General features: G+C 67.4%; 22 protein-coding genes, 1 tRNA gene and 1 pseudogene. 15 read left to right on the forward strand and 9 right to left on the reverse strand.

Features of this window, described 5'->3' with window-relative positions; translation table 11 throughout:
• The first annotated feature begins 31 nt into the window (after positions 1-31).
• From rplU to AC3RKB_RS17080, 10 genes are all read left to right on the forward strand, one after another.
• The gene (gene rplU, locus AC3RKB_RS17035) at positions 32-340 is read left to right on the forward strand and encodes a 50S ribosomal protein L21 (RefSeq protein ID WP_129234758.1); all 309 of its coding nucleotides are present in this window, start codon (positions 32-34) and stop codon (positions 338-340) included.
• 21 nt (positions 341-361) lie between these two features.
• A complete protein-coding gene (gene rpmA / locus AC3RKB_RS17040; RefSeq protein WP_204394428.1) occupies positions 362-619 on the forward strand; it encodes a 50S ribosomal protein L27 in 258 nt (85 codons plus the stop codon).
• Between the two features lie 70 nt (positions 620-689).
• Positions 690-2,234: a GTPase ObgE gene (gene obgE / locus AC3RKB_RS17045; RefSeq protein WP_491437449.1), complete on the forward strand. Its 1,545-nt coding sequence runs from the start codon at positions 690-692 to the stop codon at positions 2,232-2,234.
• A gap of 11 nt (positions 2,235-2,245) precedes the next feature.
• A complete protein-coding gene (proB, locus tag AC3RKB_RS17050) occupies positions 2,246-3,022 on the forward strand; it encodes a glutamate 5-kinase (protein ID WP_491437877.1) in 777 nt (258 codons plus the stop codon).
• 46 nt (positions 3,023-3,068) lie between these two features.
• Positions 3,069-4,364, forward strand: a complete 1,296-nt coding sequence (locus AC3RKB_RS17055; RefSeq protein ID WP_491437451.1) for a glutamate-5-semialdehyde dehydrogenase — start codon at positions 3,069-3,071, stop codon at positions 4,362-4,364.
• Between the two features lie 71 nt (positions 4,365-4,435).
• A complete protein-coding gene (locus AC3RKB_RS17060) occupies positions 4,436-4,657 on the forward strand; it encodes a hypothetical protein (protein WP_491437453.1) in 222 nt (73 codons plus the stop codon).
• Positions 4,658-4,671: 14 nt separating this feature from the next.
• Positions 4,672-5,271, forward strand: coding sequence for a nicotinate-nucleotide adenylyltransferase (nadD, locus tag AC3RKB_RS17065; protein ID WP_491437454.1), 600 nt, complete (start codon positions 4,672-4,674; stop codon positions 5,269-5,271).
• The gene (locus AC3RKB_RS17070) at positions 5,268-6,566 is read left to right on the forward strand and encodes a hypothetical protein (protein ID WP_491437456.1); all 1,299 of its coding nucleotides are present in this window, start codon (positions 5,268-5,270) and stop codon (positions 6,564-6,566) included. Before nadD ends, AC3RKB_RS17070 begins: the two co-directional genes overlap by 4 nt.
• Before the next feature lie 31 nt (positions 6,567-6,597).
• Entirely contained in the window at positions 6,598-7,005 is a 408-nt protein-coding gene (rsfS, locus tag AC3RKB_RS17075) for a ribosome silencing factor (protein WP_491437457.1), read from the forward strand.
• Positions 7,006-7,083: 78 nt separating this feature from the next.
• Positions 7,084-7,156: transfer RNA gene (locus AC3RKB_RS17080), tRNA-Ala, on the forward strand.
• 209 nt (positions 7,157-7,365) lie between these two features.
• Here AC3RKB_RS17080 and AC3RKB_RS17085 read toward each other — a convergent pair.
• The 6 genes and pseudogenes from AC3RKB_RS17085 to AC3RKB_RS17110 all read right to left on the reverse strand — a co-directional run bounded on the left by AC3RKB_RS17085 (position 7,366) and on the right by AC3RKB_RS17110 (position 11,092).
• Entirely contained in the window at positions 7,366-7,614 is a 249-nt protein-coding gene (locus tag AC3RKB_RS17085; protein ID WP_491437459.1) for a hypothetical protein, read from the reverse strand.
• A 103-nt stretch (positions 7,615-7,717) separates the two neighbouring features.
• Positions 7,718-8,194, reverse strand: a complete 477-nt coding sequence (locus AC3RKB_RS17090) for an IS5 family transposase (RefSeq protein ID WP_491437460.1) — start codon at positions 8,192-8,194, stop codon at positions 7,718-7,720.
• Between the two features lie 27 nt (positions 8,195-8,221).
• Positions 8,222-8,476, reverse strand: a pseudogene (locus AC3RKB_RS17095) (transposase); the annotation flags it as partial.
• 183 nt (positions 8,477-8,659) lie between these two features.
• Entirely contained in the window at positions 8,660-9,598 is a 939-nt protein-coding gene (locus AC3RKB_RS17100) for an IS481 family transposase (protein ID WP_491437878.1), read from the reverse strand.
• Between the two features lie 127 nt (positions 9,599-9,725).
• On the reverse strand, positions 9,726-10,727 hold the full coding sequence (locus AC3RKB_RS17105) for a hypothetical protein (RefSeq protein ID WP_491437461.1): 1,002 nt from the start codon (positions 10,725-10,727) through the stop codon (positions 9,726-9,728).
• Positions 10,727-11,092: a hypothetical protein gene (locus AC3RKB_RS17110; RefSeq protein ID WP_491437462.1), complete on the reverse strand. Its 366-nt coding sequence runs from the start codon at positions 11,090-11,092 to the stop codon at positions 10,727-10,729. The genes AC3RKB_RS17105 and AC3RKB_RS17110 overlap by 1 nt, the downstream gene beginning before the upstream one ends.
• A 540-nt stretch (positions 11,093-11,632) precedes the next feature.
• Between AC3RKB_RS17110 and AC3RKB_RS17115 the strand changes: the two genes are divergently transcribed.
• The 5 genes from AC3RKB_RS17115 (at position 11,633) to AC3RKB_RS17135 (ending at position 18,708) form a co-directional block, all read left to right on the forward strand.
• On the forward strand, positions 11,633-14,197 hold the full coding sequence (locus AC3RKB_RS17115) for a PTS sugar transporter subunit IIC (protein WP_491437464.1): 2,565 nt from the start codon (positions 11,633-11,635) through the stop codon (positions 14,195-14,197).
• A 140-nt stretch (positions 14,198-14,337) separates the two neighbouring features.
• Complete coding sequence (locus AC3RKB_RS17120; protein ID WP_491437465.1) at positions 14,338-15,696, forward strand: helicase-related protein; 1,359 nt, start codon at positions 14,338-14,340, stop codon at positions 15,694-15,696.
• 935 nt (positions 15,697-16,631) lie between these two features.
• A complete protein-coding gene (locus AC3RKB_RS17125; protein ID WP_491437466.1) occupies positions 16,632-17,099 on the forward strand; it encodes a hypothetical protein in 468 nt (155 codons plus the stop codon).
• Positions 17,100-17,299: 200 nt separating this feature from the next.
• On the forward strand, positions 17,300-18,334 hold the full coding sequence (locus AC3RKB_RS17130) for an IS110 family transposase (RefSeq protein WP_491437467.1): 1,035 nt from the start codon (positions 17,300-17,302) through the stop codon (positions 18,332-18,334).
• Positions 18,331-18,708, forward strand: a complete 378-nt coding sequence (locus tag AC3RKB_RS17135) for a hypothetical protein (RefSeq protein WP_491437469.1) — start codon at positions 18,331-18,333, stop codon at positions 18,706-18,708. Before AC3RKB_RS17130 ends, AC3RKB_RS17135 begins: the two co-directional genes overlap by 4 nt.
• A 366-nt stretch (positions 18,709-19,074) precedes the next feature.
• Here AC3RKB_RS17135 and AC3RKB_RS17140 read toward each other — a convergent pair whose 3' ends face one another.
• The 3 genes from AC3RKB_RS17140 to AC3RKB_RS17150 are packed head-to-tail and all read right to left on the reverse strand — an operon-like array spanning position 19,075 to position 23,309.
• Positions 19,075-20,949: an alkyl/aryl-sulfatase gene (locus tag AC3RKB_RS17140; protein WP_491437470.1), complete on the reverse strand. Its 1,875-nt coding sequence runs from the start codon at positions 20,947-20,949 to the stop codon at positions 19,075-19,077.
• A 25-nt stretch (positions 20,950-20,974) separates the two neighbouring features.
• On the reverse strand, positions 20,975-21,646 hold the full coding sequence (locus AC3RKB_RS17145; RefSeq protein ID WP_491437471.1) for a GAP family protein: 672 nt from the start codon (positions 21,644-21,646) through the stop codon (positions 20,975-20,977).
• The gene (locus AC3RKB_RS17150; RefSeq protein WP_491437472.1) at positions 21,627-23,309 is read right to left on the reverse strand and encodes a SulP family inorganic anion transporter; all 1,683 of its coding nucleotides are present in this window, start codon (positions 23,307-23,309) and stop codon (positions 21,627-21,629) included. Before AC3RKB_RS17150 ends, AC3RKB_RS17145 begins: the two co-directional genes overlap by 20 nt.
• Positions 23,310-23,322: the final 13 nt, after the last annotated feature.

The raw sequence follows: 23,322 nt of genomic DNA on the forward strand, positions 1-23,322 counted from the left end.
TCGTATGACTCCCTGGAGATAGGTACGAGAAGTGGTTTACGCAGTAGTGCGCGCCGGTGGCCGGCAGGAGAAGGTCGAGGTCGGCACCATCGTGACGATGGACCGGATCAAGGCCGACAAGGACGGCAACGTCCAGCTCACGCCCGTCCTCCTCGTCGACGGCGACAAGATCACCTCCGACGCGAAGTCGCTCGCCAAGGTCACGGTCACGGCCGAGGTCCTGAACGACCTCCGCGGCCCGAAGATCGTGATCCAGAAGTTCAAGAACAAGACCGGCTACAAGAAGCGCCAGGGCCACCGTCAGGAGCTCACGCGCGTCAAGATCACCGGCATCAAGTAACGGCCAGAGGAGACAGGGACAATGGCACACAAGAAGGGTGCGAGCTCCACTCGCAACGGTCGTGACTCGAACGCGCAGCGCCTCGGCGTGAAGCGCTTCGGTGGCCAGGTCGTCTCGGCGGGCGAGATCCTCGTCCGCCAGCGCGGCACGCACTTCCACCCCGGTGCGGGTGTGGGTCGTGGCGGCGACGACACGCTGTTCGCCCTCGAGGCCGGCGCGGTCCAGTTCGGCAACAAGGGCGGCCGCAAGGTCGTGAACATCGTCGCGGTCGACGCGTAGTCGTCGGTCGTTGTCGTGAGGGCGGGCTTCGGCTCGCCCTCACGTGTTTCCAGAGAGAGGTGACGCGGCCATGGTGAGCTTCGTCGATCAGGTGCGACTGTTCGTCCGTGCCGGCCACGGCGGCAACGGGTGCGTCTCGGTGCGCCGCGAGAAGTTCAAGCCGCTCGCCGGCCCCGACGGCGGCAACGGCGGCGACGGCGGCGACATCGTGCTCGTCGCCGACCCGCAGGTCACGACGCTCCTCTCGTACCACGGTCGCCCGCACCGCTCGTCCGAGAACGGCCAGCCCGGCATGGGCGACAACCGGTCCGGTGCGGCCGGCGAACCCCTCGAACTCCCGGTTCCGGTGGGCACCGTTGTCAAGGACGCCGACGGCGTCGAGCTCGCCGACCTGGCCGAGCCGGGCATGCGCTTCGTCGTCGCCCCGGGCGGCCAGGGCGGGCTCGGCAACGCCGCGCTCGCCTCGCAGAAGCGCAAGGCGCCCGGCTTCGCGCTGCTCGGCACGCCGGGCTTCGAGGGCGAGGTCTCGCTCGAGCTGAAGACCATCGCGGACGTCGCGCTCGTCGGCTTCCCGTCGGCCGGCAAGTCGAGCCTCATCGCCGCGATGTCCGCGGCGCGGCCGAAGATCGCCGACTACCCGTTCACGACGCTGCATCCGAATCTCGGCGTGGTGCAGGCGGGCGACCACCGCTTCACCGTGGCCGACGTGCCCGGCCTGATCGAGGGGGCGAGCGAGGGCAAGGGTCTCGGGCTCGAGTTCCTGCGCCACGTCGAGCGTTGCTCGGCGCTGCTGCACGTGCTCGACTGCGCGACGCTCGAACCCGGCCGCGACCCGATCAGCGACCTCGACGTGATCCTCGCCGAGCTCGGCGCCTACGATGTGCCCGAGGGGCAGGTGCCGCTGCTCGAGCGCCCGCAGCTCGTCGCGCTGAACAAGGTCGACGTGCCCGAGGCACGCGAGCTCGCCGAGTTCGTGCGCCCCGAGCTCGAGTCGCGGGGCTACCGCGTGTTCGAGATCTCCACGGTCAGCCACGAGGGCCTGCGCCAGCTCGGCTTCGCGCTCGGCGAGGTCGTCGACCGTGCCCGCAAGGATGCCGCGCACGCGGCCGAGGCGCCCCGCATCGTGCTGCGTCCGAAGGCCGTGCAGGAGCCCGACTTCGTCGTCCGCCCCGAGGGCGGCAGCTACGGCACGATCTACCGCATCCTCGGCGCCAAGCCTGAGCGCTGGGTCGCGCAGACCGACTTCCAGAACGACGAGGCCGTCGGCTACCTCGCCGACCGCCTCGCGCGGCTCGGGGTCGAGGACCAGCTCGTCCGCGCGGGCGCCGTCGCCGGCTCGACCGTCGTGATCGGGGCCGGCGCGGGCGTCATCTTCGACTGGGAGCCCACGCTCACCTCGACGGCCGAGCTCATCACGTCGCCGCGTGGTGCCGACATCCGCCTCGATGACAACCGACGTGCCACGCGCGCCGAGCGCCGCAGCGGGTACCACGAGCGCATGGACGCCAAGGCCGAGGCACGCGCCGAGCTCGAGCGCGAGCGCGAGGCCGGCCTGTGGGCAGACGAAGCCCAGGAGGTCGGCGGCGCCGAGTCGAGCGATGAGGGGGAGCGGTGACCGCACGTCCACTGGCCCGCGACGCCGTCGCGACCGCGAAGCGCATCGTCGTGAAGGTCGGGTCGTCGTCGATCTCGGGTGAGAACGCCGGCCAGATCGAACCGCTCGTCGACGCGCTCGCGGTCGCGCACGCGCGCGGCGCCGAGGTGATCCTCGTCTCCTCGGGCGCGATCGCGACGGGCATGCCGTACCTGAAGCTCGACGCGCGGCCCGACGATCTCGCGACCCAGCAGGCCGCCGCCTCGGTCGGCCAGAACGTGCTGATCTACCGCTACCAGAACTCGCTCCGCCGCTACGGCATCGTCGCCGGCCAGGTGCTGCTCACCGCGGGCGACCTCGAGAACGACACGCACCGACTCAATGCGCAGCGCGCCATGGAGCGACTGCTCGGACTGCGGATCCTGCCGATCGTCAACGAGAACGACACCGTCGCGACCCACGAGATCCGGTTCGGCGACAACGACCGCCTCGCCGCCATGGTCGCCGAGCTCGTCGACGCCGAGCTGCTCGTGCTGCTCTCCGACGTCGACGCGCTCTACACCCGGCCGCCGCACCTCGAGGGGGCCGAGCGCATCGAGCACGTGGCGCACGGCGACCCGCTCGCGGGCGTCGAGATCGGGTCGATCGGGCGCGCCGGCGTGGGCACCGGGGGTGCGGAGACGAAGGTGTCAGCGGCGCGGATCGCCGCGGCATCCGGTGCCGGCGTGCTGCTCACGGCGACCTCGCTCGTCTCGCAGGCACTCGCGGGCGAGCCGATCGGCACGTGGTTCGAGCCCGCCGCCGACTGACGTCACACCCGCCCGTGGTCGTCCCGGTCGAACTAGGCTTGGCAGCATGACCGACGTCCGCACCGATCCTGCCGCCGACCTCGCGGCCGACCTCGCCACCGTGCTCGACGAGCGCCTCGCCGCCGCGAAGGAGGCGTCGCGCGGCCTCGCGCGCGCCACGACCGCCGAGAAGGATGCCGCGCTGCAGGCGATCGCCGACCGCCTCCGCGCCCGCGCCGACGACATCGTCGCCGCGAACCGCCTCGACCTCGACGCGGGCCGCGCGTCGGGCCTCGGCGAGGGACTGCTCGACCGGCTCACGCTCGACGAGCGGCGCATCGGCGCGATCGCCGACGCGGTCCTCGACCTCGTCGCCCTCACCGACCCGGTCGGCGAGACCGTCAGCGGCCGGACCCTGCCGAACGGCGTCCGGATCGAGCAGGTGCGCGTGCCGCTCGGCGTGGTCGGCGCGATCTACGAGGCGCGGCCCAACGTCACCGTCGACATCGCGGCGCTCGCCCTGAAGAGCGGCAACGCCGTCGCGCTCCGCGGCGGCTCGGCGGCCGAGCGCACCAACGCGGTGCTCGTCGACGTGCTGCGTGAGGCGATCGCCGGCGCCGGGCTTCCGGGCGACGCCGTGCAGACGGTCGACGACTTCGGCCGAGAGGGTGCACGGCACCTCATGCGCGCGCGCGACCACGTCGACGTGCTGATCCCGCGGGGGAGCGCGGCGCTCATCCGCGCCGTCGTCGACGAGGCCACGGTGCCCGTCATCGAGACCGGCGCCGGCGTGGTGCACATGTTCCTAGACGCGAGCGCGCGCGAGGACTGGTCGGTCGACCTCGTCCACAACGCGAAGGTGCAGCGGCCGAGCGTCTGCAACGCACTCGAGACGCTGCTCGTGCACGCCGATGCGGCCGAGCGACTGCTTCCGCCCGTGCTCGCGAAGCTCGAGGCGTCCGGCGTCACCGTCCACGGCGACGATCGCGTCCGGGCGCTCCATCCCGAGGCCGTGCCCGCGACCGACGAGGACTGGGCGACCGAGCACATGAGCCTCGACCTCTCGGTGGGCATCGTCGACTCGCTCGACGACGCGCTCGCCCACATCCGCCGCTACTCGACCAAGCACACCGAATCGATCGTGACCAACGACCTCGGCAACGCCGAGCGCTTCCTCGACGAGGTCGACGCGGCCGCGGTCATGGTCAACGCCTCGACGCGGTTCACCGACGGCGCCGAGTTCGGCTTCGGCGCCGAGGTCGGCATCTCCACGCAGAAGCTCCACGCCCGCGGGCCCATGGGTCTGCCCGAGCTGACGAGCACCAAGTGGATCGTCCGCGGCGCCGGGCACGTCCGCGCCTGAACCGACCCGGCTCCCGCGTCCCCGCTAGACTGTCCTGAGCGAACCCCCGCGAAGAACCGAAGGAGCGGCGAATGAGCCTGGCGACCGCAGTGCTGACGAGCACGGTGCTGACCGAGACGGTGCACGCGAGGGAGCTCCCGATGGAGCCGTACGTGTACGGCATCGTCGCCCTGGCGGTCTTCTTCGTGCTCGGCGCCGTCGCCTACTCGTACCGCGACGTCGCGAACCGGCACCGCGCCAAGGCCGCCGCCTACGCGGCCCGCCACGCCGGATCGGAGCACGGCGGCCACTGAGGCGCGGCGCCGTCGTGACCACCGAGACACGCCGACCACGCATCGGCGTGATGGGCGGCACGTTCGACCCCATCCATCACGGGCACCTCGTGGCGGCCAGTGAGGTCGCGCAGTCGTTCGGCCTCGACGAGGTGGTGTTCGTCCCGACTGGGCGGCCGTACTACAAAGAGGTCGTCACGCCGGCCGAGCACCGCTACCTCATGACGGTGATCGCCACCGCGTCGAACCCGCGGTTCACCGTGAGCCGGGTCGACATCGACCGGAAGAAGCCGACGTACACGATCGACACGCTCCGCGACATCCACGCCGAGCGCCCCGAGGCCGACCTGTTCTTCATCTCGGGGGCCGACGCGATCGCGCAGATCCTCTCCTGGAAGGACGTCGAGGAGCTGTGGTCGCTCGCGCACTTCGTGGCTGTGAGTCGTCCGGGACACGTGTTGTCCGTTTCGGGACTGCCCGAGCAGGACGTAAGCTTGCTGGAGGTTCCGGCGCTGGCGATCTCGTCGACAGACTGCCGGGACCGAGTGCATCGGGGATTCCCGGTGTGGTACCTGGTGCCTGACGGGGTCGTCCAGTACATCTCCAAGCACCACCTCTATCGGAGTGTCGAATGACGTCGTCGCAGGAACCGCCGCTCACGCGCCGCGAGATTCGCGAGCGCGAGCGGCTGATCGAGCAGCAGCAGGCTGCCTCGGCGTCCCAGCCGGCGGATGCGCCGGCGCCCGCCCAGCCGCCGCAGGCGGCTCCGCCCGCCTACCCGCAGCAGCCGTACCCGCAGCAGCCGCGGGTGCCGCAGCCGACGGGTCCGCAGGGCGGCGGCCACGGCGCGCCTGCCCGCGGCGCGCCCGGTGGCCCTCCCGGTGCGCAACCGCGACCCGGTGAACAGCGACAGGCGCCCCGGGCGCCCCAGGCGCCCGGTCGCCCGCCGCAGGCCTGGTCCGATGCTCCGGCCCGAGGCCCGCAGCAGCCGTATCCGCAGGCCGCACCGCCATCGCGCGACGCGTACACCTCGGGAGCCATGCCGGTCCCTCAGGGCGACCCCCGCGCGCAGGGCCCGCAGCGGCCGCCGCAGGGCGAGGCGCCGCGTCCGCCGCAGGGCCCGCCGCGCAGCGCGCCCGCGCAGCGCACCACGCCCGAGCGCACGCTCACGCGCCGCGAGCTCCGTGCGATGCTCGATTCCCACGCGGGCGACGGCTTCGACGAGGGCGACGAGTTCGACGAGGTGCCGCAGCGACCCGCATCCGCGGCCGCGCCGCAGCGCGGGCCCTCACCGCAGCAGCGGCCGCCGCAGGGCGCGCCCGACGGGCGTGCGCCGTCGTCGCAGGCGCCGTCGCGGCATCCGCATCAGCCGGCGCCCGGACGAGCGGCTGCGCCGCACACCACCGTCGACGCTGGGCTCGACGAGCCGGTCGTCGCACCCAAGCCGGTCGGCCATTGGACCTCGCAGCTGAACCTGCCCGACGAACGCGTCGAGCCGTACGACCAGCTGCTCTCACGCGGCGGGTCGCCGCGCGGCGTTCCCACCACGACGAACGCGCTGATCCTGCCGACGTTGCCCGATCAGGGCGCCCTCGCCGGCACCCCGCTCGCCCCGAGCGGCGAGATCATCGTGACCGGTTCGATCGACCTGCCGCGCAGCTACGGTTCGACCGGTGTGCACCCGAGCCAGATCGATTCGAGCGACGTCGACCGCATCTTCGACAGCAGCGTCGAGGATGTCACCGGCACGGGTGTCGCGCCGGTCGCCGCGACGCGGGCGATCAGCACGCAGGGCCCCGGCAAGGCCATGATGGCGCCGCCATCCAAGGAGGGCATGAACGTGCCCCTCGTGCTCGCGGTGACCGCCGGCGTGCTCGCCCTCGGCGTCGTCGCCACGCTCGTGGTCGGCGCGGTGGCAGGACTCTTCTGATCGTCATGACCGTTTCCAGGAAGTCGAGGACATGACCGCATCCGACCACGCGCACCACCTGCTCGCCGCCGCCGCCCGCGCCGCCGATGCGAAGGGAGGCGAGGACCTGGTCGCACTGGACGTGTCGGAGCCGTTGCCCTTCACCGACGTCTTCCTGCTGGTCAGCGGCAATTCCGAGCGCAACGTCGTGGCGATCGCCGACGCCGTCGTCGAGGCGGTCCGCGAGGGCGGCGACGACGTCGTGCGTCGTGAGGGCCGCGACGCCGGACGGTGGGCGCTGCTCGACTTCGGCGACCTCGTCGTGCACGTCTTCCACCGCGAGGAGCGGATGTACTACGGCCTCGAACGCCTGTGGCGCGACTGCCCGTCGATCCCCGTCGCGCCGCTCATCGAACGCGACGGCTCGACCGCGTCGTCGGCCACCGGTTCGTCGTCCTGAGGTCGTCTCGATTTCATATCGCGACGGAGGCTGGTGTAGGCTGAATCCGTTGCCCCGAGCGGGCAACACACCTGAAACGGGTCTGTGGCGCAGCTGGTAGCGCACCTGCATGGCATGCAGGGGGTCAGGGGTTCGAGTCCCCTCAGATCCACCGAAACCCCTGATGAATCACGAGATTCTCAGGGGGTTTCCCGTTGCTGAGGGGCCTGTCGAAGGCCCGTGCGGCCTTTTTGGGGCTCTTCTCGTTTCGGCGGACGGCTTCCACAGGCATCCACATCCTGATCCCGCTGACGGTCGGCATCAACGCGCGCAGGGCACCCGCTTGGTCCGGCTCGGTGAAAGCGCGGTACTCCTCGTCAATCACGGCGAGTTGCCCAGCGACGAGCGACAGTTGGCTTTCGGTAAGGACGTCATGCCAGCTGCGATGAAGTTCCGCAAGATCAATGCCCCGACCAGGTCGCGGCCGCCCCAATCGGTGTCGCTTGGCGGGCGACTCGTCTCGAGCGCCAAGCGATGAACGTGCTGCTTCCAGCCCGATAGCAGCTCCGACATGCTGAGCGCTCGCGCGTACGGGAGAGCGACCATGATCCCACTCAGCTCATCGGCCATCTCTCACTCCCCGGACAGTACGGCGCTTTCGGAACCCCGTCCTCGTTGATGACGCGAAGGAAGTTCAGGTCAGCGTTAGACAGCATTCTGCCCGTGAAGCCGGCTACGTCGCGTCGACTAGGTCGGTCCTGATCCAGATCAGCGTGGCGGCGAGGGCGATCGCGGCGCGGTAGCTTCGTGCGGTCTTGTCGGAGCGCATCGCGATCCCGCGCCACTGCTTGAGCATGTTGAAGCAGCGATTAACCACGTTGCGGCCACGATACCGGGACTTCTGCTCGGCGCCGAAGTCGATCGGTCGGCCCGGCTTCTTGCGGCGGTGAAGGATCTGGTCGTCACGTTCGGGGATCGTCGCGGCGATGCCACGCTGTCTCAGCCAGGCGCGGTTCGCTTTCGACGGGTACCCCTTGTCCGCGAGCACCCGATCAGGGCGGCTGCGCGGCCTGCCGGCCCCGCTCCGCGGCACCCGAATGTGCTCGAGCACCGTGGTCATCATCGTGGTGTCGTTGACGTTGCCCCCGGTGAGCACCCACCCCAACGGGCGTCCGCGACCGTCGGCGACCAGGTGGACCTTGCAGGTCAATCGCCGCGGGAGCGGCCGATCGCGTGGTCAACCGGCTCGAATCAGGGATTCTTGTGATTCGGTGGAGCCCCCTGTGTCCCCCTCGAGGGTCGCGCCGTGTTGATGCACGCGCGTGATCGTCGAATCGATCGACACAACCCAGTCGAGCCGCGCGGCGGCGTCCGACTGGCGCTGCACCTCAGTGAGCAGCTTGTCCCACGTGTCATCGTGAGCCCAACGGGTGAACCGCTTGTAGATCGAGTTCCACTTCCCGAACCGCTCCGGCACATCGCGCCACGGCGCCCTGGTCCGGTACTTTCAGGCCATTCCCTCGACCGCGAGCCGGTGATCCGTCCACGGCCGCGACCGACCCGTGACTGCCGGCATCAACGGCTCCAGCACAGCCCACACCTCGTCAGAGACCTCGCGACGCGCCACCTGTCAAGACTCACCGACCGAGACCCGAAACGACTTGATCAACACGGCCTAGTTGTGATGTCCAGGCAGGTTGTTGAATCTGCTGATGGGCGGGGCTCCGATCGCGGAGTGGCGCCTGTGCTGATTGTAGAAGTGCAGCCAACCGGGCAGGGCATTTCTGCGTTCGGTCTCTGAGGCGTAGAAGCGGGCGTACGCCCAGCCGTCGGCGAGGGTGCGGTGGAAGCGTTCGATCTTGCCGTTGGTCTGCGGACGGTACGGGCGGGTCTTCTTCATCGTGATGCCGAGCTCGATGCACGCGTCGCGCCAGTCGTAGGACTTGTATGCCGACCCGTTGTCGGAGATCACCCGTTCGATCGTTATGCCGCGGTCGGCGAACCAGGCGACTGCACGGCGCAGGACCGCGACGGCGGTCGGGGCTTTCTCGTCGGCGCAGATCTCGGCGTAGGCCACGCGCGAGTGGTCGTCGATGACGGTGTGCACGTAGGCGATGCCGACCCGCGGTTCGTAGCGGTGGTTCCGGTTCCCGGTGCGGCGGGCGGTGGCCTCGCGATTCTTTTCGCCCTGAGCCCGCCCGAGGAAGCGCCAGCCGCCACCGTCAGGGATGTTGCCGATCGGTTCACCGGTAACGCGGTCGATGCGGCCCAGCCGGTTGATGCGGCAGCGCACGAGGACGGCGTGCACGGTCGAGGTCGGCAGCCCGAGTTCACCGGCGATCTGCGCCGGACCGAGCCGGCGGCGCCACCGGGCCTTGACGATCCGCTTGACCGTCGGCAGCGGCGTCTTGGTCGGCATCGACCGAGGCCGGCTCGAGCGGTCGGTCATCCCAGCCGGCCCTTCGGTGCGGTACCGGGCGGCCCACTTGCGGGCGGTCACGGGCGAGACCATGAACATCTTCGCCGCGGCTGCGACTGGCCAGCGGTCATCGACGATCAGACGAGCCAGGCGAAGACGAGCGCGCGGAGTCAGCAGCGCGTTAGCGTGGGACACGAAGGCCTCCAGTTGTCGAAGCGGTTCCTTGAACAGCTCCACTTCACAAGCGGAGGTCTTCGCCTTTCAGCAGATCAGGGCCGTGTCCCGAAACAACGTCCCTGGACATCACACCTAGAAGGTGCGCCTATTGGGGAGTGGCCGAAGGGGACGGGGTCGCGGTCTCCTGGTCTTCTTCTGGATCTTCCACGTCGTTGAAGGTTGCAACAAAAACCTCGCCATCCCATTTGGCCGTCAGGGTGACGGAGCGGCAAGTTTCGTCAGGGATGGTGATTGCAGAGACGCTGCCGCCGGCTACGACGTCCACCAAACCTTGCACGGCCACTCTGCAACCGAGTACGTCCTCATAAAGCGCGGCGGCCGCGGGTGTCGACGGGGGAAGTATCTCGATCATCTGGTGGGTGGTGACCGCAACCGGGGTGGGAGGAACGCCACTCGGCTGCAGGGCCGCCGCGTAGGTGACGATTCCTACAGCGGTGATCGCACCGGCGACCGCCATGAGCACGGACGTGAGCCCGAAGTTCCATCGGAGGCGTTGGTAACTCGCGACCTCGATAAGTGCCGCCAGTCGAGCGTTGTACCACTCGGCCGTTCTCTGTGACGCGAGATACTCTCCATAAAGGTCCGTGTTGGCTGGCGCTTGTGCGGCGGCTCTAGCCTTCGACGTCAGGTCAACATAGGCTGCAGCAACCGCCGCATTGAAGGCCTCGAGATTCTCGTAGCCTGCGAGCGAGCCGTTCGATTTGCTATTTACTACCTTGCGAGCGTAGGCGTACCCGGGCCGAGACTTTCGCAGTTTCTTCTTTGCCTCCGTTTGATCGCTGTCTGGACCGAGCTCTAGCAGGTCGGCCATGGTAACCGCCGACGCGGACGATAGTCGCATTGCGAACGCGAGCATCGCGACAACGCCGAGAGTCGCGAGTAACGCGGCCACTATCGCGACCACGAAATTGGGAGATTGTGGGTCCAATTCTCGAAGGCCGGTCAGGCTTAAACCTGCTACCACCGTCACGGCGACAGCACCCAGTGACACAACGAACAATCGTGCGTTATTGCGCAGCCGGTCGGCTGCTTCCCGCCACCGAGAGACTGGTGGAAGCGATGGCTCTGATTGCGCGTTTTCGGCCATCAGCCGTTCCGAGCGTCGTCGGCGGGATTGGGGCCAGGTTCTCCGTCAGAGAAGTCGGGCGCGTAGCCAGCAGCGCCAACGCCAGTCGGCCATGAATCTTCTGCCTTCGCACCAGGATCGTTTCCCCAGCTGGGCTTGGTGGCGTCCTTGGGGGCTTTCTCGTCTGATTTCGATGGTTGCACTATGAGGGTGAGCGTGTCTCCGGGTGCGAGGCCGTAGTCGAGGCCAAGATCGTCAAGTAGTACCCGGACATCGCCGGACGCGTTCACATCGACCACAATCACAAAGTCGCTTGTGATCGGAACCTTCTTGCTCCGATTTGCCATTTCGCACCCTTCGAAGTCGAGGCCTGCAGTTTGATACATGGCTTCTATATCGCATGCCGGGGCCCACCACAAGGCGGGAACCACGCTGCTGCGCTAACGCCCAAATCATCCGCCCTAGTCATTGAGCCCTAGCCGGCCGCCGGAAGCGTCGGCTCAACCTCGGTGCATAATCGCCTGTCCCGGCTACACCGAGCGATGGGGACATCCGTCACCAAGATTGGGTGACGACCTGAGGGACGCAGCGCGTCAGATGCCTCCTGCATAGACACCTGATGGCCGTTCGTGACGGACGGCGCCATCTCGACGAAAGGATCGCTCAGCGGGCGGAATCCGAGTCTGCCCCGGGCCTCGCCGAGCGGGTGGGGAAACCGAACGGCAGGACGATCGAATGGGTTGTCGGCATTGCCGGATGGAATCGGTATGGCTACCTCCCAGGTGGCGCGCGATGTGCTCGCTCTCCTTGAGGCGAGTAACCAGAGTGCTGACCGGCGGACGCGTGGCGTCACCGGTCGCGCCCTCGACGCCTGACGCTCACGGCTGTACAGTCAGCAGTCATCTTGAGACTGACGGGAGCGTCCTATGGCAGTGGTCCCGAGGCTCACTCCTATAGTCCAGCGAGCGATTGCCCTCGGCGTGGGTCTCGTGTTGTTGTTGAGCGGATCGCTGCTTACCTCCTCCGCTGCGAGCCAACTGCAGAGAGGCGGTGAGACCAATTCGATACTGGAAACCATCGTCGGCAACATCGACGGGGAATCTCGGGAAGCAGAGATCCACATCACTGCAGGTGACTCGGTGGAATACACAATCGAGCTAACTGTCGACGCCTCCGACGGCCTCCTGGACGAGGAATCACTCGAGCTCATGCACGCCCAAGCTTGGCTGTTCTACGCCGCCGCCGGCCGACCAGAAGTGCGTAATCGTTCCGGCGTCCTCCAGCTCACCGCTCAGCCCCTGACTCAGCAGCGCGACGCGGGCAGCGCGACGGAGACTCTGCGGATGGTCGTGCGAACGGGGTTACTCAATAAGGCCGACGGACCCGTCGAAGTCGCGCTGGTGAAGCCGTACTTCGCTGCCGCTCACGTCACGCTATCGGCGGTCGACGGATGGACACTCACCCGCGTAACTCCCGACGAGAGGGTGGATCGCCAGTCAGACACCGATGCCGAAGTGGATATCGACGATGACGGCGCCGACCCCGTGACCTTCACGATGGCGCACTCGACGGCACCGACCGAGTCTTCTTCACCTGTCGCCGACAACTGGTTACTCAGAAGCGAACTCCCCTCGATGCTCGTAACCTTCGCGATCTGGGGCGTCTTCTACTTCTCACTGATGTGGAGCCGCAGACGTGGCACCCTCCGCGAGACGCCTCTGGCATATCCAAGTGGGCGCAACGTCCCTTACGAGTGGACGCGGTTCGGCCCTCTCGTCGCAGCTCTAGCTGTCTTCACCCTGGCTGCCTTGCTGCCCCGAATCGACGAACTACTAGGTTCATGGGGTCCAGAAGCACACCGATTGCTGGCACAGGATCCGTCGATAGATCCGATGTACCTTGCTCCACTGCTCTCGCCCGGATCGGTGGTCGGGGCGATCCTCCCGCTGATCGTCGCGTGGGGTTGGAGCCTGGTCTTCTCGGAAGGCACGTCAGGTCGAGTGGCTTTCTGGGGGCGGATCGGCGCAAGTCTCGGAGTCCTCGGCGGATCGGCGATTCTCGCTGTGCTCCTCCTGAACCTCCCCGCACTTTCGGAGTGGAGCATCCCGGGGGGCTGGCTGATAGCCGCAGTTCTCGCGGGCGGGGTAGTGATGGCGGGAGGCGCGTGGCTAATTATCCGCGCCTTCAAAGGCTCCCTTGCGCTTTGGGGCGCGATCGGTGCAGGTGCGCTCGGAACTGCTTTCGTTTCACTCATGCCGGTATTTGACGGCAAAGCTGCGAACCGAACGGCTCACGCCATCGTCGTAGCGGTTATTCTGCTCGCAATGTGCGGACTCGTCCGCTGGGTTGGTCGGGTGGTCGGGGTGCGGCGAGTGTCTGTGATGCGGTGGCTCGTCGCCTTGACTGCTCTCCTCGTGCTCGGAACCACACTTCCTCAACTGTTCGAGGAGTTCGCTTCCGTGGGAACACGCGAGGCGTACGATTCGCTCGACATCTTCGTCGACCCGCTACGCGTAGCCCTCACAATTCTCCTCGTAGTTGGGCTCGCTCGATCTGATCGATCACTCGGCGATTGGACTCGCTACGGACTGATCGCCACCGGCCTTGTGCTCCTCTTCAGACCGACGACATTCAATGGCGCGCCGGTGTCATTGATCGTCGGAGGCGTGCTCTTTACACTCCTCGTCCTTGTCCCCAACGCGCGCAATCGCTGGCGAGTGCCGCCTGCCCGCGAGTTGTCGAGTAGGTTACGGAGCTTCGTGCAGGGTGTGGGCGAGCGCCGCATGGACCGTGACTACGCTGATGCGCGACGCAAGGCAATCGCGGACGGCTCAGTAGACACGCTCGAGAAGCTCGAGGCGATCAAACATGAGATCTCGCCGCGTCACTACGCTTCCCGGCGGCTGAGCGCGAGCGCCCTGAGTTGGGGCGGAAACCCAGCCAGCGCATTGCGACGTGGCGGGTACGGTGCCGCTATCGCAACCGTGGCGGGACTCCCATACGCCCTCGAGTCACTGGGGTTCATACTCGCATTGGCCGATGATGCAACCGGACCCTACGTACTGAGCACCGGAATGAACGCAGTGATCGGTCTTGGCTTTCCGCTGTACGGATTCGCGTTCGGCTTCCTATTTCCCGCGATTCGAGGCCACCGCGGCATAAGCAAAGCAGTCCTGATGGCTGCGGTCCTTGTAGTCACCGAATCGATCGTCATACTCATTCCGTTCGCGTGGGGTCCTGCGATTCAGCAGATCCTCCTGCTCCGTCTGCTGCAAGTCGCAACGGTCTTCCTGGCTCTCGGATTCGCCTTTGATCTCCGATCGCTGAAAAGTGCAGGACTGGGCCTGGATCGTGTGGGTGACATTTACAGCGTCAACCGGCTCGTCGTCTGGGGTGCGGGCCTGTTGGTCGCAGGTGCGGCAGCATTTGCAACAGCGCTACTCGGCTCTGTTGCAGAGCAACTGCTGAACCTCGTCGTCGGTGGCCGATGATCCCGACATCGGCCACCGCACGAAAGAGGATGGTGCCTGCGATTGCGATCGTGAGCCACGAATACGGCCCGTCGGGAGGAGCTCGTAGTCCGGATCGATGAGCAGGGATGTCATGCGGCTCAAGGCTGCGGCACGGACCCGTGATCGAATGGCGCGCGGGGGTGCTGCGTCGCGCGGACGTGGGCGGTCGTCGGGTGGCGCTTTGGCACGGCGATGTCGGCGATGGCGATCGCCGACGCATCCTCGCTGACCCACCAGACATCCTGCTCACCACGCCGGAATCGCTCGAGGCGATGCTCGTCTCGCGGCGAGTCTCGCATCATCAGTTCTTCCGAAGGATCCGCGCGATCGTCGTCGACGAGGTGCATTCGTTCGCGGCATCCGATCGTGGCTGGCACCTGCTCGCGGTACTCGAGCGGCTGCAGCGCATCGCCGACCGCCCGATCCAGCGAATCGGGCTGTCGGCGACACTCGGCAACCCGGAGGATGTGCTGCACTGGCTGCAGGGCTCGAACCGGGCTCGCGGTGTGTTCGCAAAGGTTGTGCGCGACTCGAGCACGATTACTGAGCCCACGATAACGCTCGACTACGTTGGCTCGCTCGAGAACGCCGCTGAGATCCTGTCGCGGTTGTTCGTGGGGGAGAAGCGGCTCGTCTTCTGCCAAGCGAGGGCTCAGGCCGAGGAACTCGCGTTCGAACTGCGACAGCGGGGCGTGACCACGCATATCTCCCACTCCTCGCTGTCGGTCGATGCGCGGCGCATCAGCGAGCGGGCGTTCGCAGAAGCGCGCGACTGCGTGATCGTGGCCACCTCGACGCGCGAACTCGGTATCGACATCGGCGACCTCGACCGGATGATCCAGATCGATGCGCCGTTCTCGGTATCGGCGTTTCTGCAGCGACTCGGTCGCACCGGGCGGCGGCCAGGGACATCGCGGAACGCCTTGTTCCTCGCGACCGAGCTCGATGCGTTCGCTCGAGCGGCGGGCCTGCTGTTGCTGTGGTCACGTGGCTTTGTCGAGCCGATCGTCGCCCCGCCGCATCCGCGACACATCGCCGCGCAGCAGCTGCTCGCGCTCGCGCTGCAGGAAGGTCGTATCCCGGTAGCAGGCTGGGAAGACTGGTGGGCGGATTCCGCGGTGATGGATGGCGCGACCGAGGTGCTCGACTACCTCGTGGCATCCGAGTTTCTCGTCGCTGATGGCGACCTGCTGGTCATCGGACCTACCGCCGAGCATACATTCGGTCGTCGCAACTTCATGGACCTCCTGTCCTCGTTCATCGCAGACCTCGAGATCCTTGTCCTCCAAGGCACAAAGGAGATCGGCTCCGTTGCACCGATCTCGTTGCCGAAGGACGTACGGATGGGCTTCGACCCCTTCGACGACCGGCGCCGAATTCCAGCGGACGATCCGCAGCGCAGCATCCAGATCGATGGTCCCCGATGGAATGTACCGCCTGGCGATGTCGATCACGCGGCCGTGGTTCGACACGCTTGACCCGATCGGGCTGGCGAACGCCTATCTGGACAGCGAGGAGATCGCGTTTGAACTCGTTGAGTAGGGCGTATCGGCTGACGCCACGCTGAATCCTTTTCAGTTCGTCCCCGTCCTCTCATTCGAAAGAGAGTCCCCGAGATGCGTCACTCGCTTCGAGGACACGACCAGTCCTCATTTGGGTGGACATGCGGAACTCGACTCGGGTGTGGAGGATGCTAAGGCGTGAGATGAGGTTGCCTCGATTCACCGGGATGAGCAGCGCTCCGCGAGGCCCGCCGCGGGCTGTGTACGCTGCGGCGAAATCGTGGCGGGCGGAAGAGCGAGCGAACGACATCGTTGAGCGCCACCGAGAGGAGGATTGAAGCGCGCGGTACGCGCGATCTAGGCGTGGGGTCGCAGTTGATATGCGCGATTGGACAAGCGGCGCGCTGCGACGAACGATTTGGGCTGTTCTGGCGGACCGATGACGAAGATGGCCGAGATCTTCGCGCTCAGGAGAAGCAGATCGCGGCTCGACTGGAACGCGAGGGCGAAGTGCAAGGTCTGGGGCTGATGAGGGCAATTCCGATCAAGATCGCCGCAATCGACACTGCACTCGATAAGTTGTCAGCGGGAGAACGCGCGCACGCACGTCACCCGTCCCGTTCGCAGGACGAGCTGAGCGAGCCCACGCCCTCGCCAATACGTGGGCGACGAAGCCAACCTCAATCGACACGAAGTTGTCATCGTTCGGGGTCTCGGTGGCGCGCGAGTCAGAGGCACGCGCGGAAAGCCTCCGTCAAGCGATCGACCTTCGGAATCTTGAGGCGCATGGCGATGACGACTCCGTGGGCGGGAACAGCGAGGACGAGCGATCGGCCGATCAGACCTGAGCTTGACCCAAATGGCCGATGAGTTGGACCCGAAGGCGACCCGCTGCCAATAGGCTCGCGTGCATGACGGACAGTGTGTGGGTCGCGATCATCGGGGCGGTGGCGCTGCTGATCAGCACGGCACTAGCGACATGGCTCGGCGCCACTGCCCAGACCGCCGCACATCATCGGGTAGCGCACATCAAGTCAGCTGCCGAGGCTCTGGAGTCCGTCGATGACGCTTACGCGCGGGAGGTGCTGGAGCGCTACATTCGGCGGCAAGCGAGGGCGCTGCGCCATCAAACCGAGGTGACCCGCGCCGCGTATCGGCGGATGGCTTGGACTCTTGTGATTGGCCTCGCCGGGGTGTTGATTTGGTCGTGGCTCCTGCAAATCGGTTACTTCAGCGACTTCGAGGACGGGGCCATCATTGCGATTGTCGTCGCCTATGGGCTCGTACTCTTCGGAGTCGCTTACGCCACGGGCCGGCGCTCTTTCCGGGAACTGACCGAAGATCGTGACGACGAGCGGCGTGCTGCGGCGGCGGCTTAATTCACCAGCCAGGTCTTCTCCTATGGGGGAGCGAGAAGCCGTGGCGCAGCATCCTTCTTGCGGTTGTGACCCTCTCGGTTGCGTTCGGCACAATTGGATGCGCCGGGTCCTATGGCAGATCCCCGCCGCGCCTCGCTGCTTGCCGTTGCCGTAGCCCTCGGACTAGCGATCGCACTCGGCGGCTGCAGCGCCCTCCCAGCATGACAACCCTGATGAACCCTGTCATGGTGATCGGCGGGGTCGACACTCACAAGCACACCCACTACGCGGCGGCGATCGACGCGCACGGGCGCCTGCTCGGCCACCGAGAGTTCCCCGCCACCATGCCCGGCTGCGCAGTCCTGCGCGACTGGATGCATGGTCACGGTGATGTCGCCTCGATCGGGGTGGAGAGCACCGGATCGTTCGGCGCGGCCCTCGCTCGCGAGCTCACCCGCAGCGGCGAGAAAATCGTCGAGGTGAACCGACCCAACAGGCTCGCCCGACGCATGGATGGCAAGTCCGACCGTCTGGATGCGGAACAGGTCGCTCGCGCCGTGCCTGGCGGGACATCAACCGCAGTCTCGAAGACCAAGTCGGGCATCGTCGAAGTGATCCGGACGCTTCGCGTTACCCGCTCCAGCGCGGTGAAGGTGCGCACTCAAGCGATGAACACATTGTTCGGCGTCGCGATCGGCGCACCGTCCCAGCTCCGCGACGAACTCATCTCGCTAACCAAGCGGACGCTCGTAAGCCGTTGCCTGCGACTTCGCCCGGAGACCGAGAACATGCTGTCGTTGGTCGCCGATCCTGAGCGCATGCACCTGGCGGCAATGAAGCTATCGCTGCGTGATCTCGCCCGACGATGGAAGGCGCTGGACGATGAGGTCAAGCAGCTGAGCACGCAGATCGCCGCGCTGGTCACCGAGGCCGTGCCCAGCCTCGTTCAGCTGCATGGCGTCGGCACTGAGCTCGCCGGCGAACATAGGAGCATCCAACGCTTCCACCAGGCCCTGTTCCGGTACCTCGACAAGCAGCCGCTGGCGGACTCGCTCGAGCAGCTGCAGTCGCAGGTCGACGCGTTCGACTTGATCTACAACACCGAGCGCCCGCACCAGGGGCTGCCCGGCCGAGTAACCCTGGAAACCGCGTGGCTGGCGACCCCGAAGGCCGACCCGCCACGCCCCAAGCCCTACCGGCCGCCCAGCGCGTCATCAGGCTCCGCGAGAACGGCATCATCCGGCTCCACCGGGTGACGTACATGATCGATGGGCAACGCGCCGGCGACGACGTGATCGTCATCGAAGACGGCGACGCGATCCTCGTCGCCGATCTCGACGGCACCATCCTCATCGAGCACGACCGGCCGGCGCCCGGCGTGAAGTACCTCGGCAACGGCAGACTCCGCGGCCGACGACCGAAGAGCATCCAGTGTCACCGATGTCCTGACACACGAACCGTCACCGATGTCCTGATGCAGAACCGTCACCGATGTCTTGATACATCACACGACGGTCGCTGGCACTGCGGCCTTTTTGGGGCTCTTTTCAACTACAAGCACCTGCAGCTGACGGCAACAAGCGGCGATGTCGAGACCCTCGATCAGCCCGCCCTGCCGTACAATTGCTAGCATCCACAACCAAACACGTGCGCGCACACCACGGTGCACACCGTCAGGGGGTCAGGGGTTCGAGTTCCCTCACATCCACCAAGAACCCCTGATGATCGGCAGATTCTCAGGGGCTTTCCCGTTTCTCAGGTGGCCGTCGAACGCCGGCTCGGCATCTCCTTCAGGTCCAGGTAGCTCATCGAGTAACTGACCTCGGCGTTGGGCGTCGGCACCCAGGTGCGGCGATCCATCCGGTACTTCCAGACGGGAGCACGTGGTAGCCTCGACCGAACTGCGCCTCCGAGCCGCATGCCGATGACGTTCAGCGCAAGCTGGTCATCTGATCAGAGCCATCAACCGGGTCGACGGACTCACGGGCCGCACCCGTCATGGAACGACGATGTCGAATGACGGGTCGCCACGCTCGAGGACGGACATCAGCCGGTCGAGGACCTCGGTGTCGCCACGCTTGTCGATGCCCGGAGTCTCGCGGTCGCCGGCGAGCAGGGCGAGCATGCGCGGCTTCGTAAGCGAGACCGTCGCCTGGGCGCTCGACTCGTCGGCGGGCTTCTCGACGTAGACGAGCACGCCGTTGCGGAGCGTGACGCGGAAGTTCCGGTCGACGTCGGTGAAGGTCAGGTCGAGCGCGAGGTCGAGGTCCCAGGCCCGCGGTCCGTCGACCGTGATCGCGATGGCGTCGAGCAGCTGCTCGGGCGTGAGCTGGGCGAGGATCTCGGGTGCCGCGGTGCTCGTCGGCGTGCCGAAGTTCTCGCCGCGCAGTTCCGTCGCTCCCGAGAGGAAGAAGTTGCGCCAAGTGCCGTTCTCGGCGCCGTATGCGAGTTGCTCGAGCGTGTCGGCGTAGAGCGTGCGTGCGGCCGCATGGGCGGGATCGGTGAAGACCGCGTGGTCGAGCAGAGTCGCCGCCCACCGGAAGTCGCCCTCGTCGTACGCCTGCCTCGCGAGCTCGACGACGCGATCGATGCCGCCGATGGCGGCGACGTACCGCTCGGCGAGCGGCTTCGGAGGATGCGGCCAGAGGCGGGCAGGGTTGCCGTCGAACCAGCCCATGTAGCGCTGGTAGATGGCCTTGACGTTGTGGCTCACCGACCCGTAGTAGCCTCGCGCGTGCCAGGCGCTCTCGAGGGCGGGTGGCAGCTGGATCTCCTCGGCGATCTCGGCACCGTTCAGCCCCTGGTTCAGCATCCGGAGCGTCTGGTCGTGGAGGTATGCGTACAGGTCGCGCTGCAGGCCGAGGAACTCGCGGATCTCGTCGGCACCCCAAGTCGGCCAGTGGTGCGAGGCGAACACGACGTCGACTCGGCTGCCGAACCGTTCGATCGCCTCGGTGAGGTACTTCGACCAGACGTGAGGGTCGCGCACGAGTGCGCCGCGGAGGGTCAGCAGGTTGTGCAGGTTGTGCGTGGCATTCTCGGCCATGCACAGCGCCCGCTTCTGGGGGAACAGGAAGTGCATCTCGGCCGGCGCCTCGGTGCCGGGCGCCATCTGGAACTCGATCTCGACACCGTCGATCACGTGCGTCTCACCCGTGCTGCGGATCTCGAGCGTCGGCACGACGATGCCCGGGTGCCCCGTCGAGGTGGACTGGCCGAGGCCGGCCCCCACCGCGCCGCGCGGCCCGCGTTCCAGCGCCGCGCCGTACATGTATCCCGCGCGACGCGCCATCGCGGTGCCCGCGTACACGTTCTCGGCGACGGCCTCGCCGACGAGGCCGACCGGCGCGACGACCTGCACGCCGTTCGCGCCGACGTCCTCGTGCGAGACGACGCCGAGCACGCCGCCGAAGTGGTCGATGTGGCTGTGCGTGAAGATCACCGCCGTGACCGGTCGATCGCCGCGGTGCTCGCGGTAGAGGGCGAGCGCCGCCGCGGCGGTCTCCTTCGAGATGAGCGGATCGATGACGATCACGCCGGCGTCGCCCTCGACGAAGCTCACGTTCGAGAGGTCGAGCCCGCGGACCTGGTAGATGCCCTCGGCGACCTCGAAGAGCCCCTGCTTCGATACCAGGGTGGATTGCCTCCAGAGGCTCGGGTTGACGGTGTCGGGCGCCTCGCCCGTGATGAAGGCGAACTCGTCCGCATCCCACACGACCATCCCGTCGGCGTCGCGGATCTCGCCGGGCTCGAGCGCAGCGATGAAGCCACGCTCGACCGCCTCCAGGTCGCGGCGGTCGTCGAACGGCAGTCGTTCGGCGAGCTCCCGTTGCTGCGCCCGGATGCTCTCGGTCGCCTCGTTCTGCTGCATGCTGTTCCCCCTTGACGATGTCGATTCAGAAGTTGCCGATGCCCTTGCCGATGAGCACGACGCCGATCACGACGAGCAGCACGGCCATGACGGTGGCGTTGTTGTGCACGAGCCAGCCGCGCAGGCGTTCGAGCGGTGCCGCCATCCGCTCGGATGCCGCGAGGTAGGCGATCACGGGAATGGCGACGGATGCCGCGGCGATGACGGTGAATGTCAGGAGCACGATCGCGACCGCGCCGAGATCGAGCCCGGCGGAGCCGATCGAGAGCCCGGCGCCGGCGCCGAGCAGCAGGTTCTTCGGGTTGACCGCGGCGAGCAGGAATCCGAGGCCCAGCGCGCGGCCGGCGGTCATCGTGTCGATCCCGGCCATCCATTTCGGCAACGGCGGTTCCTCGCTGGGATCAGGTCGTGAGCGCCACTGACGGAGGGCCAGAACCAGGAGGCCGGCTCCGAGCACGAGTTGCATCACGGCCGTGATCGGCTTCGAGTCATCCGCTTCACCCTGCGGGAGCACCGACGACAGGAGCGTGAAGATCGTCACGGCTGCCGCGATGCCCAGCACCCACCCGGCGAGGAAGCCCACGCTCGTGGTCCGAGCCCTGGGCGAGAGCAGCATCAGGATGGCGGCGATGATCGGGATGGGACTGATCGCGATACCGACGGCGAGCGGCAGGACGTCACCGATGACCGAGCCCATGCGGGTCCTCCCCCTGTTGCACGGCATCCACCGTGGCGGCGGCGAGGGCGGCCCGATTGGTCGAATGGATCGAGACACCGTCGAGCAGGCCGAAGGTCTCGAAGCGTCGGCGGACCGCCGGTCGCATCCGGCTCATCGACAACGCGACGTCGTGGTCGCGCAGCCAGCTGCGGAGCGACTCGAACGCCTCGGCGCCCGTGACGTCGAGGTCGGTGATCGACTCGGCATCGAGGATGAGGTGGTGCACCGGCTCGGCGGCGTCGCGGACGGCGCGCTTGACCGCGTCGTCGAACGAGGTCGCGTTCGCGAAGAACAGGGGAGCGGCGAGCCGGACGACCACGACCCCGGGCGCGGTGACCGCGCCCTTCGGCGCAGGGTCCAGCAGGGAGTGCGTCGGCTCCCCGTCGGAGGTGAGCACGTCGAGCGCCGGTCTGGCAGCCCTTCGGGCGAGGTTGACGAGCGCGAGCACGAACGCGATCAGGATCCCCGCGATCGCCCCGACGAACAGCGTCGTGAGGAAGCACGCCGCCGCGACGGCGAACTCGAAGCGATCCCGTCGCCACAGTGCGACGAGCTCGCGGATGCCGAGCAGCGGGATGATCGCGACCGCGACGACCGCGCCGATGGCCGGCGAGGGGATGTCGGCCAGCAGCGCCGTGCCGAAGACGAGGAGCAGTAGCGTGCCGACTGCCGCGACCAGCGCCGGGAGCTGGGTTCGCGAGCCGGCCTGGTCCATGGCGGCGGTCCGCGACGTCGAGGCGCCGACGGCGAATCCGCCGGTCGCGCCGGCGGCGATATTGCCGAGGCCGAACGCGAACAGGTCGCGGTTCGGCTCGTCGCGATACCCGTTCCGTTCCGCGTAGGAGCGCGCGACGAGCAGGCCCTCGGCCATCGTCACCATCGTCAGGGCGAGAGCGGATGGCACGAGCAGGAGCCACGTCGTCCACTCGAGCACCGGCCAGGTGAGCGTCGGCGGCCCCGCGGGCACCTCGCCCAGGACGTCGACGCCGGCACGGTCGAGGTCGGCGACCACCACGAGCACCGTCGCGGCCACGAGCACGATGAGCGCCCACGGCACCGCGCGCGCCAACCGTCGACCGAGCATCAGGATCGCGACCGCGCCGGCCGAGATCGCGACCGACCAGGCGTCGACCTCGCCGAGGCCCGTCGCGAGCCCGATGAGCTTGCCGACGAACTCCTCGCCCGATTCGATGGGGACGCCGAGCATCTTGGCGACCTGGCTGACCAGGATGTCGAGTGCGAGCCCGCCGACGAACCCCACCAGGATCGGCTTCGAGAGGAAGCTCGCGAGGAAGCCCAGCTTGAACACCGCGGCGAGCAGGAACGCCACGCCGCTGACGATGGCCTGCGCGAGCGCCATCGTCGCGTAGTCACCCGCCCCCACCGTCGCCAACCCGACGAGCGAAGACGCGACGAGGGCGGCCGCTGCCGCGTCGGGCGACGCCACGAGCTGGCGCGACGACACCGTGAGTGCATAGACCACCGCCGGGACGACGAGCGCGTAGAGCCCCGCGGTCGGCGGGAGACCGGCGATCTGGGCGTACCCGATGTTCAGCGGCACCGCGATCGCGAGCAGTGTCACGCCGGCCGCGAGCTCGCGCACGACGTTCCGACGCCCGAGCCCCGCCAGCGGTCTCTCCACGCCCACCCCCGCC

The organism is Agromyces capsici (assembly GCF_058349965.1).

Bases quoted from the DNA above. Each gene is read 5' to 3' on its own strand.
- AC3RKB_RS17105 (WP_491437461.1), bottom strand. From the start codon at position 10,727: ATGGCCGAAAACGCGCAATCAGAGCCATCGCTTCCACCAGTCTCTCGG.
- AC3RKB_RS17060 (WP_491437453.1), top strand. From the start codon at position 4,436: ATGAGCCTGGCGACCGCAGTGCTGACGAGCACGGTGCTGACCGAGACG.
- AC3RKB_RS17110 (WP_491437462.1), bottom strand. From the start codon at position 11,092: ATGTATCAAACTGCAGGCCTCGACTTCGAAGGGTGCGAAATGGCAAAT.
- AC3RKB_RS17125 (WP_491437466.1), top strand. From the start codon at position 16,632: ATGACGGACAGTGTGTGGGTCGCGATCATCGGGGCGGTGGCGCTGCTG.
- rsfS (WP_491437457.1), top strand. From the start codon at position 6,598: ATGACCGCATCCGACCACGCGCACCACCTGCTCGCCGCCGCCGCCCGC.
- AC3RKB_RS17130 (WP_491437467.1), top strand. From the start codon at position 17,300: ATGACAACCCTGATGAACCCTGTCATGGTGATCGGCGGGGTCGACACT.
- AC3RKB_RS17115 (WP_491437464.1), top strand. From the start codon at position 11,633: ATGGCAGTGGTCCCGAGGCTCACTCCTATAGTCCAGCGAGCGATTGCC.
- AC3RKB_RS17070 (WP_491437456.1), top strand. From the start codon at position 5,268: ATGACGTCGTCGCAGGAACCGCCGCTCACGCGCCGCGAGATTCGCGAG.
- obgE (WP_491437449.1), top strand. From the start codon at position 690: ATGGTGAGCTTCGTCGATCAGGTGCGACTGTTCGTCCGTGCCGGCCAC.
- AC3RKB_RS17140 (WP_491437470.1), bottom strand. From the start codon at position 20,949: ATGCAGCAGAACGAGGCGACCGAGAGCATCCGGGCGCAGCAACGGGAG.
- AC3RKB_RS17055 (WP_491437451.1), top strand. From the start codon at position 3,069: ATGACCGACGTCCGCACCGATCCTGCCGCCGACCTCGCGGCCGACCTC.
- rpmA (WP_204394428.1), top strand. From the start codon at position 362: ATGGCACACAAGAAGGGTGCGAGCTCCACTCGCAACGGTCGTGACTCG.
- AC3RKB_RS17145 (WP_491437471.1), bottom strand. From the start codon at position 21,646: ATGGGCTCGGTCATCGGTGACGTCCTGCCGCTCGCCGTCGGTATCGCG.
- AC3RKB_RS17085 (WP_491437459.1), bottom strand. From the start codon at position 7,614: ATGGCCGATGAGCTGAGTGGGATCATGGTCGCTCTCCCGTACGCGCGA.